Raw genomic sequence first — 15,989 nt, 5'->3', positions numbered from 1 at the left:
GGCGACGACCCAACCTCGCGAGTCGCCATGGAGCCGCATATCACTGCGCTCTCAAACAGCCAAGTCGCGGCGGGAATTCGGGCGGAGCCGGCCGGCGTTCCGCCGGCATGCGTCGCTCCGGCTACTTCTTCGTGGTCGCCGTCGCGATGGCGGCTTCCTTCTCGATCATGTACTCGCCGGCGAGGATCGCGGGATATTTCGCCGGGGCATTTTGCTCGATGCAGGTCGGGATGCATTCGATCACGGCGTCGTGGTTCGGATGCAGGAAAAACGCGATCGATTGGCGCGGGCTCGTCGCGGCGACCGCGCTCGGCGGGTTGACGACGCGGTGCATGTTGGAAAGCCAGCGGTCGTTGGTCCACCGCTGCATCATGTCGCCGATATTGATCACGAAGGCACCGGGAACATGGGGCACGTCCACCCACTCGCCCTGGAGCGTGCGCACCTGCAGGCCCCCCGGCGCCGCCGTCGGCGCCAGGATGGTGAGACTGCCATAGTCGGTATGGGCTCCGGCGCGAAGCTGCCCGGGCAGCGGCGCGGTCTTCTGCTCCGGATAATAAATCGAGCTGACGATCGAGAAATGGTGGTCGATCTTGTCGTCGAACCAGTGCTCCGGCAGCCCCAGCGAGACGGCGAACAGCCGCATGAGCTCGGCGCCGAGCCGGCTGATCGCCGCGTAGTAGGCGCCGCCGACGGCGGCGAACTCCGCGGGTTCGTCGGGCCAGAGGTTGGGGCGGTGGAACCGGCCGGCCTCGGGTGTCCGGAACGGCGCGGCTGAGAGATCGGTCTGCCCGATCATGAAATATTCGCGCAGGTCCGGCGGCGCTTCCTCGCCCTCCTTGGCCGCGAGACCGGACAGCCCCTGCCCGTGATAGCCGTGGTGCGCCGTCGGGCCGGCGTGCATCACGGCGCGCTTCGCGCTTCCGGGCCCCTCGAAGAACCGGCGCGAGATCTCGAACCACCGGTCGAGCAGTTCGAGATCGAAGCCATGGCCGGTGATCACGAGAAAGCCGATCTCGCGGTTGGTCCGATCGACCAGATCGGCGACCGCCGCCCGCTCGGCCGGCGAGCCGTGCAGGAATGGCGAGATGTCGACGATGGGCACGCGATCAAGGGTAGCCGGGCCGTGGTGTGCGGATGCCGCGTCTTCCGGGGTCGCCATGGCATTCTCCATGAACAAAATCGTGCACAATCTTGTGCATCATAATTCGGCGCTGTAAAGTCCGTTCCACGGTCGGAGGACACGGATGGAACGGTATCGCGGCATGGACCGGGCGGCCCTCGACGTCGCCTACAACAATCGGGCGGTGGTGCCCGGATGGCAGGACTATCTCGACCGCTGGGCGAAAGAGGGAAAGCCGCTCTATGCGCAGCAAGCGACGGCGCGCGACCTCTCCTATGGAGACGGGCCCAGGCAGCGGCTGGACCTGTTCCTCGCCGCCGACGACGACGCACCGACGTGCCTGTTCCTTCACGGCGGGTACTGGCAGTGGAACGACAAGGAGGGACAGGCCTTCGTCGCCCGTGGTCTGCTCGCGCACGGCATCAATGCCGCCATCGGCGAATACACGCTGGCACCTGCGGCAACGATGGCGGCCATCTGCGGCGAGGCGGTGGCGCAGGTGGGCTTCCTCCGGCGTGAACTGGCCGCGCGGGGCCGTGACCCAGATCGTATCTATCTCGCGGGCATCTCGACCGGCGCGCATCTGATGGCCCAGGCTTTGGCCGAACCGGGCGTGCGGGGCGCGCTCCTGATCAGCGGCATCTACGACTTGGAGCCGATCCGCCTGTCCTCCCTCAACGGCCCGATCGGCATGGATTTCGCCGAAGCGCGCGCGTTCTCGCCCCTGCATCAGGTGCCGGCCGAAACCGCGCCAGTGATCGTCGCCTATGGCAGCGACGAGCGGCCGGAGATCCGGCGCCAATCGGACGACTATGCGGCGGTGCTGTCGTCCCTCGGCAGGGACGTCACGTGCGTGCCGGTCCCCGGCTGCGACCACTTCTCGGTGCTGGAGCAGTTGTCGGCGCCGGAGGGAATGCTATGCAAAGCCCTCGCAAGCCTCGTCGCGCGCACATCCTGAGGACGCAGCATGGCCGACGACGCCAAGAACGATCCCATGCCGCAAGCCGTTCCGGGACCGCAGAAGCCCCGCCGTCGTGGCACGGCCGGCAGAAAGGCCGCTTCGGACGAGCCTGAACTGATCGGTCTGGAACTGCGTCCCGCCGGCCTCAACAAGGTCGAGCGCCAGGCGTTCGCAAAGCTGATGGATGCCATTGCCGAGCGCCGCCTGCTGCCGGGCGTGCGCCTCGTCGAGGAGGATCTCGCCGGCATCTTCGGCGTCAGCCGCGAGCGCATCCGCCGAATCCTGCTGGTGCTGTCGCAGCACGACATCGTGCGGCTCGAACCGAACCGCGGCGCGTTCGTCGCGCGGCCGAGCTATCGCGAATGCCGCGACGCCTTCGAAAGCCGCCGCCTCATCGAGCGCCACGTCGTGCAGACGCTGGCGAGCCTCGGCCCCGCGCGCCGGCGCAAGATCGTCGAGAACCTGCGCCTGCACATCGAGAACGAGACGGCGGCCGTCCGTGCCGATGACCGGGCGGCCGAGATCCGGCTTTCGGGCGAGTTCCACCTGAAGATGGCGGCGTATGCCGGCAACCAGCGTCTCGTCCGCATCCTTCAGGACCTGATCGCCCAGATGTCACTCGCCATCGTGGCCCACACCCATTCCCATGATCTCGATTGCTCGATTGCCGAGCACGGTTCGCTGCTCGACGCCATCCTCGCCGGCGACGCGGAGGCGGCCGACCGGCTGCTGGTCGCTCATCTCGAGCACATGGAGACCGCGCTCGCCCATGGCCTGCAGGATGACGGCAGCCTCGCGTCCGTGCTGGCGAAGGAACACTGACGCCCCGCGGCGGGATTGGTCAGTGATCGGCGAACGCCCGGGTCATGCGGCCGATGACGCGGGCCAGGTCGACCTCGCGTGGCTGGGCAACGCGCAGGTCGAGGCCATGCTCGAGGGCGTACAGGCAGCGCTCCATGGCATGGGCCGCGGCGATGCTCTCGCCGCGCTCGATCAGCACGAGCAGGGCGTCGTAGTGGGCAGAGGCGAGGGGAAAGGTCTGCGGCGTGCCGTAAAGGCCGAGGATGAGTGCGCTGCGCAGGATGAGCGTCTTGAGCGCCGAGGCGAGGGATTCGTTGTGCGCAAGAGCGGCCAGCGAGGTGTGGAAAGCGCTGATGCTTGCGATCGCCTGCTGACGGTTGCCGTGCAGCCAGGTCCTCTCGCGGTTTTCCATGGAAGCCCGCAGGGCGCGTAGCTGCGGCGTCAGAATCGTGCGCGTGACGATCTCGGTGGTAACGCGCTCGATCACGCGCCGGGCCTCGAATACGTCCCGGGCCTCCTTGATGCCGGGGCTGGCGACGAAGGCACCACGGTTGCGCTTCAGGTCCACCAGATCCTCGAAGGCGAGGCGCTGGAGCACGGTGCGCACCCGGGCGCGGTTGACGCCCCACTGCTCCGCCAGAAGTTCTTCGGGAAGCTTGGTGCCAGGCGGCAGCAGGCCCTCCGACATGGCTTCCTTCACATTGAGGCAGAGCCGGTCCTCGATCGAAATTTCTGCCATGCCGTCCCCCGGAATCGCGCGTGCGGCACGCGCCCCGCCCGACCGTCTGCCTAGCGAATTTGCGGCGCGACGTATTGAACAATTTTTAGTCATATATTGTCAACAATCCACCCATGATCGTCGACATATGTGAGCGCCGACACCATCATTTCCACTAAGCCATTGGAAAATAATATGTGGCACAGGGCTTGCTTTAAATTGATTGAAATCAAAAATAACGCAGGACTTGCCCAATGAAGATGACGTCCATTCCGGTGATCGACATCGCTCCGTTCCTGGCAGGCACGCCGGAGGGCCGCGAGCAGGTGGCGGCGCAGATCCGGCAGGCCGGAGAGGAGATCGGCTTCTTTCTCATCAAGGGACATGGGGTCGACCAGGATCTGATCGACGACACCTACGCCGCCGCCTCGTCGTTCTTCCGGCTGCCGGTGGACGACAAACTCACCATCCGCCAGCCTCCCGGCAACATTCCGCGCGGCTACACCCCCTTCAAAGGCGAGACGCTCGCCGCGAGCCTCGGCAAGGCGGCGCCGGGTGATCTCAAGGAGATGATCGACATCGGCCCCGTGGACGTACCGGTCGGCGAATATTATAGCGGCCCCGAGGCCGGCTATTATTTCTACAAGAACCTCTGGCCCGAGAAGCCTGCCGGCTTCCAGGGCACGATGGAGACCTATTATCGCCGCATGAACCGGCTCGCCAACGACCTGATGGCGATCTTCGCTCATGCGCTGGATCTTCCGGAAAACTTCTTCTTCGACAAGCTCGACAAGAACATCAGCGCCCTTCGCCTGATCTGCTATCCGGAACAGGATCAGGCGCCGGAGCCGGGCCAGCTGCGCAGCGGCGCCCACACCGACTACGGCACGCTCACCATCCTGATGGCGGACAAGGCGACCGGCGGCCTCCAGGCCCAGCATCGCGACGGCTACTGGGTGGACGTGACCCCTGAGCCCGGCACCTATGTCGTCAACATCGGCGACATCATGCAGATCTGGACGAACGATCGTTGGGTTTCGACCCTCCATCGGGTGGTCAATCCGCCGAGCGAGGTGGCGGATACCTCGCGGCGGCATTCCATCGTGTTCTTCCACCAGCCGAACTACGACTCGATCATCGAGACGCTGCCGTCCTGCTTCAGCGCCGACAATCCCAGCAAGTACGGCGCCATCACCTACAAAGAACACTGGAACTACAAGTGGAACGCTACGAAGGCGAAGATGTGAGCAGGCGCGGGGAGGGGGCATGACCATGCCGATCCGCATCGCCCTCAGCGGCGACATCCTGCCGACACGGCCGCTCCACTCGCCTCCGGCCACGGCGGAGGCAATCTATCGTCTCGTGCGCGGCGCCGATTTCTCGGTCGGCAATTTCGAGATGGCGACGACGGATCGGGGCACGCGGGTCCAGAAGCTCCTCAACATCCGCGCGCCGGCGAGGCTGGCCGCCGACGTGCCGGTGCTCGGCTTCGACGTGCTCACGCTCGCCAACAACCATGCCGTCGACTATGGCTGGGAAGGGCTTGCAGACACCCGCGCCGGACTTACCGCCGGCGGCATCGCGGTCGTCGGCGTCGGCGAGAGCCGGGAGATTGCCGCCGCTCCGCATTTCGCGGTGGCGAATGGCCGGCGCGTCGGCGTCATCGCGTTCTCCTGCCTCACGCCCACGGGCATGAGCGCGGCGGACGACCGGCCGGGCCTGTCGCCGATCCATGTCGAGACCAGCTACGAGATCGACCCCTGGTACCAGATGGAGGAACCGGGCGACATCTCCGTCGTCACGGTGCGCACCCGCGTACGAGGCGACGATCTCGCCTGGGCCTGCGCCGCCGTGGAACGGGCCAGGGCGCAGTGCGACGTGCTGATCGTCACGATCCACTGGGGCTTCGGCTCCGGGGAGGAGATCGCCGAATACCAGCATCCCCTCGGCAGGGCGCTGATCGAGGCAGGGGCGGACATCATCCACGGCCACCATCCCCATGCCATCCACGGCATCGGCTTCCACACCGGCAAGCCGATCTTCTTCAGCGCAGGCACGTTCATCGGCCAGCAGATCTTCCTGCCGGCCGGTGCGCAGGTGCAGGCGCTGTGGGCCGGCATGTCGCCGGACGGATACCTCGCCACGCTCGACTGGGACGGCGATGCCCCATCGTCGATCCGCCTTCACCCCACCACCCTCGATGCCGAACGCCTGCCGATGGCGGCGGATGGTGAGGTCGCCGGCCGCATCGCCGCAAGGCTTGCGCGGCTCTCTGAACCGCTCGGGGCGATCGTTCGCCCGGCCGCGGGCGGCCTGCTCGAGGTGCTGCCGGCCTGACGACGGCCGGAACGCTTGCGAATACCGGCCGCAAGAGCCGGGTTCACCCGATCAACCACAAACCGGATCAAACCAGACAGAAGGGAACATGCGCATGAAGACTTCCATCCGGGGCCTCGGTCCTCTCTGCCTCTCCCGCCGCGTCGTCATCGCCGGCATGGCGTTCGCCGTCGCCGCCACCGCCTCGCTCGGTCCGGCCTTCGCCGAAAACAAGAAGATCGCGGTCAGCTTCCCCAACGCTTCGGTTATCGGCGCCGTCATCACCTCGCTCGACGCCGCCAAGGAGAAGGGCAAGGAGATGGGGTACGACGTGATCGTCGACGACCCCGGCACGGACCTGAACAAGCAGATCAACACCATCAAGACCTGGATCGGACAGAAGGTCGACGTCATCGTCGTCAACACGCTGCAGCCGGCGGCGTTCGAGTCCGTCGCCAAGCAGGCGCGCGAGGCCGGTGTGGTGTGGATCACCTACGGCCAGAAGATCGAGAACCAGGATGCGACCGTCGGCTACGCGCAATATCCTGACGGCCGCCAGCTCGGCGAATATGCCGGCCAGTGGGTGACGGACAAGCTCGGCGGCAAGGCCAAGGCCATCATCCTCGGCTATGAGAAGGGCATCTGGGGCCAGCAGCGCGGCTCCGGCATCAAGGATGGCCTGCTCGCCAAGGCGCCCAATGTGGAGATCGTCGCCGAGCAGGACGCGATCAGCCCGACCGAGGGCCTGAACGTCACCCGCTCGCTGCTTCAGGCTCACCCGGATGCGAACGTGATCCTGGGCGTCGAGGATCCGGCGACCGAGGGCGCCTACAAGGCCTGGGTTGCCGCCGGCAAGGATCCCGCCGACCCGACCGGATTCATCGGCGGCATGGACGGCACGGTGCCGGCACTGAAGCTCCTGAAGCAGGGTGGCACGGTCTACCGCGCCTCCATGGCGATCCCGCTGGTTCAGGTTGGATACGCCATCGTCGAGACGGGCGACAAGCTCCTGAAGGGCGAGAAGACCGGCGACGTGATCGTGCCGCTCGAACTCGTCACCGAGAAGTCGCCCAAGGCCGAGGAATATCTGAAGCAGCAGGGCGAATGACGGCCTGAAACTTGCTCTTCATCCAATCGGCAGGTCTCCCTTCCCGGCGGCATCGTCTCGATCCGCCGGGAAGACGGGGCCAGCTCAACGGAGCTCATCAGCAGCGGAGTGCGCAATGCCCTTTGCCGTCTACGGCTTGCGGAAATCCTATGGCGGGGTCGAGGTGCTCAAGGGCGTCGACCTCGAAGTCGCCGACGGCGAAATCCATGCCCTGCTCGGCGCCAACGGGGCGGGCAAGTCGACGCTGATCAAGTGTCTCTCCGGCGCCATCGTGCCGGACTCCGGAACGATGATGGTCGGCGTAGAGCATTTCGACGGCTTCACGCCCCGGACCGCCCGCCAAGCGGGCATTTCCGTGATCTATCAGGACCTCTCGCTGGCCGCGAGCCTCGATGTCGCTGACAACATGTTCCTCGGCCAGGAGCTTCGGATCGGCCCGTTCGTCCGCAAGCGCGCCCAGCGCCGCGAAGCCGCGCGCTGGCTCGATGAACTCGGCGTCGACATCCGGCCGACCGCGGCCCTGTCCACCCTCGGCAACGCAGGTCTTCAGGCCGTCGAGATCGCCAAGTCGCTGCGCACCCGTCCGAAGGTGCTTATCCTCGACGAACCGACGGCCGCTCTTTCCGAGAAGGAAGCCGAGGCGCTCGGCGAGCAGTTGCTGGCGCTGAAGAAGCAGAAGCTGCCGCTGCTCTACGTCACGCACCGGCTTGCCGAGGTGTTCACACTCGCCGACCGCGTGACGGTGCTGCGTGGCGGGCAGGTGGTGCTGACCGGCGCCGTCAAGGATCTCAACCGTGACGATCTCGTCGATGCCATCGCCGGGGAGCGCATCGCCCGTGGGCGGCCGGCCGCTCAGGCAGGCGCAGCGCGGACGACGGCCGTCTCCGTCCGCGGCCTCTTGGCCCCGGGCATCGGCCCCGTCGACCTCGATATCCGCGAAGGCGAGGTGCTCGGCGTCTTCGGTCTCGTCGGCTCCGGCCGCACGGAACTCGTGGAGACCCTGTTCGGCAGCCACCGCCGCTTCGCCGGCACGGTCTCGATCGACGGCCGAACCATCGCGGCTTCGAGCCCCGGCGACGCCGTCGCGGCCGGCGTCGCCCTTGTGCCGTCCGACCGTCTGCGCAAGAGCATCATCGGATCGCTCTCCGCGGGGGAGAACATGCTGCTGCCGTCCTATGCGGCGCTCGCCATGGCCGGCGTGCGCCGGTTCGCGCGCGAACGGCTCGCGTTCAACACGGCCGTGACGCCGCTCAACCTGCAGCCGCCGCGCATCGACCTCCAGGCCCGCCGGTTCTCGGGCGGCAACCAGCAGAAGCTCGTCATCGCGCGCTGGCTGAACGACACCATCGGCTGCCGGCTGCTGATGCTGGACGAACCGACACAGGGCGTCGACGTCGGCGCCCGGCGCGACATCTACGCCGCGATCCGCGCCAGCGCCGATGCCGGCAAGAGTGTGCTCGTCACCTCGTCGGAGCCGGAGGAACTGGTTCAGATCGCGGACCGGGTCGTCGTTCTGTCCGCTGGCCGGGTCGCCGCCATCGTCGAACATGAAGACATCGAAGAAGGCCGTCTCCTCGCGCTCGCGCACGAGGTCGAACATCAGGGACGGAAGACCGCATGAGCACTGAGACCGCCACCGCATTGCCGTCGAGCCGCGCCCGCCGGGGTCCCCCGGTCGAGCTCGTCGTCAACAACATCCTTCTTCTCGCGCTGCTGCTGCTGATCACGTATTTCTCTCTGGAAAGCAGCGTCTTTCTCACGATCTCCAACTTCAAAGTGATCCTGACCAACTATGCCGCGATCGGCGTCGTGGCCGCGGTGATGGCGCTGCTGGTCATCGCAGGTCAGGTGGACATGTCGGTCGGCTCCAATATCGGCTTTTCCGGCATGATCACGGCCATCGCCATGACGTCGTGGGGGATGCCGGCAGGGGCGGGCGTGCTGATCGGCGTCGGCACCGGGGCTCTGGTCGGGCTCGTCAACGGCATCCTGTGCGCCTATTTGCGGTTCAGCCCGATCATCGTGACGCTCGGCATGCTGAGTGTGCTGCGCGGCGCGACGCTTCTTACCAACTCCATCGAAGTCGCGGGCCTCGGCGACACCTTCTTCTGGATCGGGAACGGCAACCTGCTCGGCATTCCCGTGCTGCTGTGGGTTGTCGGTGCGGTGTTCCTGCTCTCCGCCGGATTCCTGTCGATGACGGTCTGGGGGCGCTACGTGTTCGCCATCGGCGTCAATCCGCAGGCGGCATTCCTGGCCGCGCTTCCTGTCCGGCCGGTGGTGCTCGGGCTCTATGTCGCGACCGGCACGGCGGCGGGACTGGCCGGCGTATTGCTCGTCGCGCGCCTCGACGGCGCATCGCCAGGTTCGCTCGGGCTGATGATGGAATTGCAGGCGCTCACCATCGTGCTTCTCGGTGGCGTCGCATTCGCCGGCGGGCGAGGGCGCATCTTCGGCGTGCTGACGGCCTGGGTGTTCCTTGGCGTGCTCGACAACGGCCTCGTCCTGCTGGCGGTGCCGCCGTTCGTGCAGCTCGTGGCGAGCGGCCTGGCGCTCGTGTTCGCGGCGAGCCTTGATGCCCTCGGCAACTTCCTCGGTCCGCGCCTCGAACAGCGCCGACGCGTTAGCGAGCAGCTGGCGCGGCTTGCGAACTGACCGAACCCGTCGGCGGGCCGTCGCGTCGACAGGCTGGGCGCGTCCGCATGCCATCCGCGGAAAGCGGGCCGGAACGATACCGGCCCGGCCGGCAGAACAGCGGCGAGGCCGGTATCCGTGACTATCGCGGCGCCTACCTTGCGTGGCGCCCACCTTGCAAACGGGCGATGCGGCATCGGACGGCAGAGCGGCCGGGATGCACAGGACCGGCTCCACGGGCTCGGCGCGCCGGATCACGGCTCTCCGGTTTCGCCGCTGGACGAAGTTGAGTCCGATAACACAGGTTATGGAACATACTGCGCAGGACGGGGACGACCGCGACGGCGGGCCGGTCCATGTTGGCGGCGCCCGTTCCCAGCCGGACCGGGAAATGGCGGGGCGCTGCATCCGCCGGTCTGGCGGCTGCAGCGTCGCTCGAAGCACACGCGGAGAATCCGCGTGGCGCTACACGGCATTGTGCGACAGGCGCGCCGGCGATCCTTCCCATGCGGTCCCGTCCGGCAGCACCTCACCTTTCATGATGACGGAAAGGTCGCCGAGCTGCGCGTCCTTGCCGATCTCGGCATCGTAGAGAACGATGGCATAGGAGCCGATGGTCGCGCGGTCGCGCACGGTCACGCGGCTCACCTTCATGACGCGGTCCTCGAACAGATGGGTCTGGAGACCCGCGAGGTCGTTGAGCGCCACGTCGTCGCCGATATCGACCAGATCGAACTCGGTGATGTCGGTCGTGTCGATATAGCAGCGCTTGCCGATCCGGCAGCCCATCAGCCGCAGATAGAGCGGCAGCCACGGCGTGCCCTGCAACGGCTGCAGCAGGTTGGGAACGGCGAGGTTCTCGTAGGTCGACGTGACGAGTTCCGTCCGCCACACGAACGTGCTCCAGAGCGGCTGTGTGGTCGGCTTGTAGCGGCCCATGACGAGCCACTTGAGCGCCACCACCGACAGACCGCAGCACAGCGCGAAGCCGAAATAGAGGAACGGGAACGCGAAGGCGACCAGCGTGCCGTCGTCGGAGAGATCGTCGAGGTCGCCGACGACCGACAGGAGCAGGCTGAACAGCGCGAGGAAGATCGTCAGCGACAGCACCACGCGGACGGCCTCGATCGCCAGTCGCGTCGCGACGAGCTTGCGTGAGGGATTGAAGCGCGCGCCTTCATCGAACATGCCAACGGTCTGACGGACCGGCAGGGAGATCGGCGGCGAGCCGAACCAGGTGCCGTTCGGCGTTTCCGCCCCGCCGTCTTCCGGCGGTTTCGACAGCACGCCGATCAGCACCTCGTCGCCGATCGTGGCCCCGGTCGGCAGCAGCGCGCTGTTGCCGATGAAGCTGCGGCGCCCGATCCTCGTGTGTTCCAGACGGATGGCGCCCGGCTCCGCCTTGGCGGCGCCGAACAGCACCGCGTCGGCGATGAAGCTCTCCGGCCCGATCTCGACGAGATCGGGGATGATCGCCGCCGCGGTGGAGATCTCGGCACGACGGCCGACTTTCACGCCGAGCGCGCGGTACCACGGCACGACATAGAGCGTGGCGTAGATCGGGTGCAGCAGCCGCAGGGCAAGATCGTTGACCTGCTGCACGAACCAGAAGCGCACGTAGAACCAAGAGTGAATGCCGTACCGGCCGGGCTCGACGCGCCCCATGACGCAGCGCTTGACGGCAACGGTCAGCGCGCACATCAGCGGCACATAGGTCGCGGCGAGAAGCGGCGAGATCAACAGATAGAGATAGCTCTCCGTCTGCCAGTCCACCTCGATCATCATCAGCAGGCCGGGCGCGATCGGCAGCACGGCGACGATCGGCAAGAGAAGCGCCGCGATCCAGAGCACGGCGGTGGAGAGGATGCGCTGCGGCAACGAACTTTCCATCGCCTCGGCCGGCGTGGCGATCCGGCCGGTCGACTGTGCGGGCGACCCGCTCCAGATCTCGCGGTCGGGAATATCAGCGCCGATGGCGAGCGAGGAGAGATCCTCCAGCACCGCGCCCTGCCCGACCCGGCTGTTGCGGCCGACCACCGCCATGGAGCCAACGAACGCCCGAGGGCCGATTTCGACCGGGCCGAGATGAAGTTGGCCGCGCGACACCGAGCTCGTCGCCGGCAAGGCATAGTCGCTGACGATGGCATCGTCGCTGATGGTCAGGAGATCGGCGGCATCGACCTCGACGCGGCCGATGAACGCCCTCTTGCCCACCCGCGCGCCGAGCAGGCGGCAATAGAGCCGCATCATCGGCGTTCCCGCCAGATAGGGTGTCGCGATCACCTCGGAGAGGCGCCGGACAAGCCACCAGCGGAAATAATAAGCACCCCAAAGGGGATAGCTGCCGGCCTTGAAGCGGCCGATGACCACCCACTTCACCACGATGGACATCACCATCGCCAGCGGCGGGATGAAGATGAAGCTGAGGCCGCTGAGAAGCAGCGCCGGCACCCGGTCCATGTCTCCCGCCAGATGGGTATAGGCGAGATAGGGGAAGAACCACTGCAGCCCAGCCACCGTGTAGATCGGCAGCAGCGCGACGGTCTGCGCCGCCACGCACAGCCAGCGCTTCCACTCGGCAATGCGGTGGAAGCTCGTCTCGTCGACACGCGCGGCGGAGACGGCGCCACCGAGACGCGCCGCAAGCTTGCGGATGGAGGGCGCTGCGTAGAGGTCCTGGATGGAGACGCCCTCGAAGCCGGGCGACTTGCGGATCGCCGACACAAGGCGCGCGGCCTTCAGGGAATGGCCGCCGAGGTCCTCGAACAGGTCGTCGAGCACGGAAACCTGACGCGGCGCAAAGGTCGCCGCCCAGATGCGCTGGAGCTCGGTCTCGACCGGGCCGGAAGGCGGCACGATGTCGGTCTCGCTTGCCGGAGCGGCAGCAGGCCGCTGCAGCGCCTTGCGGTCGACCTTGCCGGATGCGGCCAATGTCGGCAGCGCATCGAGTTGCTGATAGGCGGCGGGCCGCATGTAGTTCGGCAGGCGGTCGCGCACGCGGGTCCGCACGGCGTCGAGATCGACGGCCGTCCCTGCCCGCGCCACCACGAACGCCGCCAGGAACTCCGCACTGTCGTCGTCGCGGAAGAGATGGACCACGGCCTGCGCGACACCCAGCTCCTCGGCGATGACCGCCTCGATCTCCGCAAGTTCGACGCGAAATCCGCGGATTTTCACCTGCGTGTCGATACGGCCGATATATTCGATCTCTCCGGCGGCATCGAGCCGGACGAGATCGCCCGAGCGATAGACGACCGGCCGTGCGCCGTCCGGTGCCTTGAAGGGCGCGGTGACGAACTTGTCGGCGGTTAGGTCCGGCCGGCCGACATAGCCCCCGCCAACGCCGGGCCCGCCGATGACGAGTTCGCCTTCCGTGCCGGCCTGTACTGGCCAGAGCAGGTCATCGACGATCCATGCGGTGTAACCCGGCAGCGGCTTGCCGATGGTGACGCGCCGCCCGCGCTGCAGTTCGGTCCACGTGGCCGTGACCGTGGTCTCGGTCGGGCCGTAGGTGTTGAGCATGCGCAGGCCCGGCCGCGCCCAGCGCTCCACGAGATCGGGCGGGCAGGCCTCGCCGCCGAGATTGAGGAGGCGCAGCGTCGGCATCGCTTCCTCGACCAGTGTCAGCAGCGACGGCACGACATGCCAGACGGTTGCCCTGGCCTCCGCAAGCGGGACCGCGATATCCGGCCCTGCCTTCGCCAGCGTTTCGGAGGCGACCAGCAGTTCCGCTCCAACAAGGAACGCGCTCCACATCGTCTCGATGGACATGTCGAACGCGAGGCTGAAGCCGCCGAACACCTTGTCTTCGGCTGTGACCGCCAGGATCGCGCTTTCCGAGCGGATCAGATGGCAGATGTTGCGGTGCGTGATCATCACGCCTTTGGGCCGCCCGGTCGTGCCGGAGGTGTAGATGATGTAGGCGAGGTCGTCGGGCGTGCAGCCGGTCACGGCGCGCCCGATCGGGTCCGGGCGGTGAGCGGCAAGATCGCCGAGCGTCGCGTCGACCGGCAGGACCCGCACCGCCATGGCGCCCGCCCTCTCCTCGTGGGTGACGACGAGGACGGCTCCGCTGTCCGCGACGATGAAGTCGATCCGATCCTGAGGATAACCCCAGTCAACGGGGACGTAGCACGCGCCGGCCCAGAGCGTGCCGAGGATCGCCATATATTGGTCGAGCCCGCGCGGGAGGCAGATGACGACCCTGTCGCCCCGTTGCACGCCCATCGAGCGAAGCTGCCAGGCGAATCGAAGGCTGCGCTCGCGAAGCTCCTCGTAGGTCAGCGTCGCACGCCGGATGTCATCCGGATCGCCACCGAGCATCCGCAGAGCGGTACGCGAGCTGTTCTCTTCGCAACTGCTGTCGAAGATCTCGTGAAGCAGTTCGTCACGAGCATAAGGTCGGCCATCAAAGACGGCCTCGGCGGGCGGGAGAGGCGCGATAACTGCTTCCGCGGCGCTTGCAACAGCCAGTCTCATGCTGCTGTCCAGCATATTCATCGTCAAATCCCCCGACGCACGGCATCACGATCGCGTTATTGACGAAGCGGCAGGGCTAAAATGTGAAGCTGGCGCGGCGCTTTTGGACGACATTCAAGATCTTTGAGGCAACGCTGAGTGGTCCGCTTTTGCCGCAGACGACGCGGCATCCCGTTACCGCCGCAAAGCGTGCGGCCGTTCAACTCACTACCCTTGCGGATCACGCGACAAGCAGATGCGTTGCGGGACCGGCGGCCCTGGTCCAAAACGGTCGCCGCAAGGTCGAAAATCCCCCTTCGACCCTTCCTTCCCATCGCTCCGCCCCGGAACACCGGCCGGCGACGATCATGACGACCCGAGCGACAATGACTCCGATCTGGCTTGAGAATTCAGATGCACTTTCCCGACGCGCGGCAGACCATGTCGCCGCGCTGCTGGCAGACAAGCCGGATGCGGTGATCGCCGTGCCGACCGGCGCGACCCCTCTTGGGCTCTATCGCCGCCTCATCGCCCTGCACGACAGCGGCACGTTCGACAGCCAGCGGGCCCGCTTCTTCAACCTCGACGAATTTGTCGGCAAGCCTGCGGACGATCCACGCAGCTACGGCCATTTCCTGTGGCAGCACCTGTTCCGGCCTTTGAAGATACAGCCGCACCAAGTTCGGCTGCTTCGCGGCGATGCCGCTGACCCGGATGCGGAGTGTCTCGCATTCGAGCGCGCCATCGAAGATGTTGGCGGGCTCGACCTTGCAATTCTCGGGCTCGGACGGAACGGCCACATAGCCTTCAACGAGCCGGGTAGCGACTGGAGTGCGGGGACACGGCAGGTCGCCCTCACCGAGAAGACACGGGCAGCGCAGGCGGTGCTCTATCCGGATCCGGCAGAGGTGCCGGCCGCAGGGCTGACCATGGGCGTCGCCACCATCAAGCGGGCGAAAGCCATCCTGTTGCTCGTCGCCGGCGATGGCAAGGACGAGGCTGTTGCAGCCCTTCTTCGCGGTATCCCCGATCAGAATTGGCCGGTCACCGCACTGCTCGACCATCCGAACGTGACGTTTATCGCCGACCGGCACGTCCGGCAGCGGCACATCTAGAGCATATCCTTGTCGTTCAGATCGAACCGATCTGAACGACAAGGATATGCTCGAGGCTTTGAATCTGGAGCGATTTCTTGCCGATCTGATGATTCCATCAGATTGGAAAGCGCTCTAGAAGAGGTCGCACAGCCGTCATCAGGCCGGGTTACGGCCCGCGAGATTCCAGTTGTCACCGGGATCTTTAAATCGGCCTGACCGTCCTGATGGTGGCGAGAATGTCGATTTTAGACACCCGCAAATTTATATTGAAATAGCCGTTTGCGAACGGCAACACTCGCATGTGGGAGCGTAGTAAAATGCGCTTTACCACATGATCGAAGATTGAAATTTTCATCGTACTTCGATGCCGCGCATATCCGGCCTCCACACGTCCGATAAGTCTCATCTACGATCTCGGCCTCTTGTACCGGCTAGTATATCCCGTTCTGATCGAACCGGTCTGTACGACAAGGATATGCTCAAGCTTTTGAATCTCGAGCGATTTCTTGTGGATCTGATGAGTCCATCAGATCGGAAAGCGCTACAGCGGCGCCATGACGCGAATGCGGATGAGACCGCAGGCCGCGACGCCGCCGCGGTGGAATGAAGCGAGCTCGAAAGAGACCCGGCAGAACGGCAGATGAGGGCAACTCCGATATGTCCGGGCGCAGGGCATTGCGTCCAAACAGGCCAGAAATGACGGCTGCCGGCGACACGGGCGTCCGCGGAAGTCGGGCGTGCCGCCGACGACCTTTCCAATTTCAGGAGGCTAT

General features: G+C 66.1%; 11 protein-coding genes. 8 read left to right on the top strand and 3 right to left on the bottom strand.

Going from position 1 to position 15,989, the window contains the following annotated elements:
• Positions 1-121: 121 nt before the first annotated feature.
• Positions 122-1,162 (bottom strand): isopenicillin N synthase family dioxygenase, encoded by a 1,041-nt coding sequence (locus BUF17_RS11185; protein WP_073628663.1) that lies wholly within the window; start codon positions 1,160-1,162, stop codon positions 122-124.
• A gap of 85 nt (positions 1,163-1,247) precedes the next feature.
• On the opposite strand from BUF17_RS11185, the gene BUF17_RS11180 reads away from it, so the two are divergent.
• Positions 1,248-2,081, top strand: a complete 834-nt coding sequence (locus tag BUF17_RS11180; protein ID WP_073628662.1) for an alpha/beta hydrolase — start codon at positions 1,248-1,250, stop codon at positions 2,079-2,081.
• Between the two features lie 9 nt (positions 2,082-2,090).
• Positions 2,091-2,906 carry a GntR family transcriptional regulator gene (locus BUF17_RS11175; protein ID WP_084564493.1) on the top strand — a complete coding sequence of 272 codons (816 nt, stop codon included), beginning with the start codon at positions 2,091-2,093 and terminating at the stop codon, positions 2,904-2,906.
• 19 nt (positions 2,907-2,925) lie between these two features.
• Here the strand turns inward: BUF17_RS11175 and BUF17_RS11170 are convergent, their stop codons facing one another.
• Complete coding sequence (locus tag BUF17_RS11170; RefSeq protein WP_073628661.1) at positions 2,926-3,624, bottom strand: GntR family transcriptional regulator; 699 nt, start codon at positions 3,622-3,624, stop codon at positions 2,926-2,928.
• A 233-nt stretch (positions 3,625-3,857) separates the two neighbouring features.
• Here BUF17_RS11170 and BUF17_RS11165 point away from each other — a divergent pair, with 233 nt between their 5' ends.
• The 5 genes from BUF17_RS11165 (at position 3,858) to BUF17_RS11145 (ending at position 9,682) form a co-directional block, all read left to right on the top strand.
• Complete coding sequence (locus BUF17_RS11165; RefSeq protein WP_073628660.1) at positions 3,858-4,850, top strand: isopenicillin N synthase family dioxygenase; 993 nt, start codon at positions 3,858-3,860, stop codon at positions 4,848-4,850.
• A 19-nt stretch (positions 4,851-4,869) separates the two neighbouring features.
• Positions 4,870-5,940 carry a CapA family protein gene (locus tag BUF17_RS11160; RefSeq protein WP_073628659.1) on the top strand — a complete coding sequence of 357 codons (1,071 nt, stop codon included), beginning with the start codon at positions 4,870-4,872 and terminating at the stop codon, positions 5,938-5,940.
• 94 nt (positions 5,941-6,034) lie between these two features.
• Positions 6,035-7,027, top strand: coding sequence for a sugar ABC transporter substrate-binding protein (locus BUF17_RS11155; protein WP_073628657.1), 993 nt, complete (start codon positions 6,035-6,037; stop codon positions 7,025-7,027).
• A 115-nt stretch (positions 7,028-7,142) separates the two neighbouring features.
• Entirely contained in the window at positions 7,143-8,648 is a 1,506-nt protein-coding gene (locus BUF17_RS11150; protein ID WP_073628655.1) for a sugar ABC transporter ATP-binding protein, read from the top strand.
• The gene (locus tag BUF17_RS11145; protein ID WP_073628653.1) at positions 8,645-9,682 is read left to right on the top strand and encodes an ABC transporter permease; all 1,038 of its coding nucleotides are present in this window, start codon (positions 8,645-8,647) and stop codon (positions 9,680-9,682) included. The genes BUF17_RS11150 and BUF17_RS11145 overlap by 4 nt, the downstream gene beginning before the upstream one ends.
• 444 nt (positions 9,683-10,126) lie before the next feature.
• Here BUF17_RS11145 and BUF17_RS11140 read toward each other — a convergent pair whose 3' ends face one another.
• Entirely contained in the window at positions 10,127-14,140 is a 4,014-nt protein-coding gene (locus BUF17_RS11140; protein WP_139282498.1) for a Pls/PosA family non-ribosomal peptide synthetase, read from the bottom strand.
• A gap of 365 nt (positions 14,141-14,505) precedes the next feature.
• Between BUF17_RS11140 and BUF17_RS11135 the strand changes: the two genes are divergently transcribed.
• Positions 14,506-15,234, top strand: coding sequence for a glucosamine-6-phosphate deaminase (locus BUF17_RS11135; RefSeq protein WP_073628651.1), 729 nt, complete (start codon positions 14,506-14,508; stop codon positions 15,232-15,234).
• The last annotated feature ends 755 nt before the right edge of the window (positions 15,235-15,989 follow it).

This window comes from Pseudoxanthobacter soli DSM 19599, from assembly GCF_900148505.1.
GTDB lineage: Bacteria > Pseudomonadota > Alphaproteobacteria > Rhizobiales > Segnochrobactraceae > Pseudoxanthobacter > Pseudoxanthobacter soli.
The sequence above is the reverse complement of the archived record's forward strand: the minus strand, read 5'-3'. Positions and strand labels throughout refer to the sequence as shown.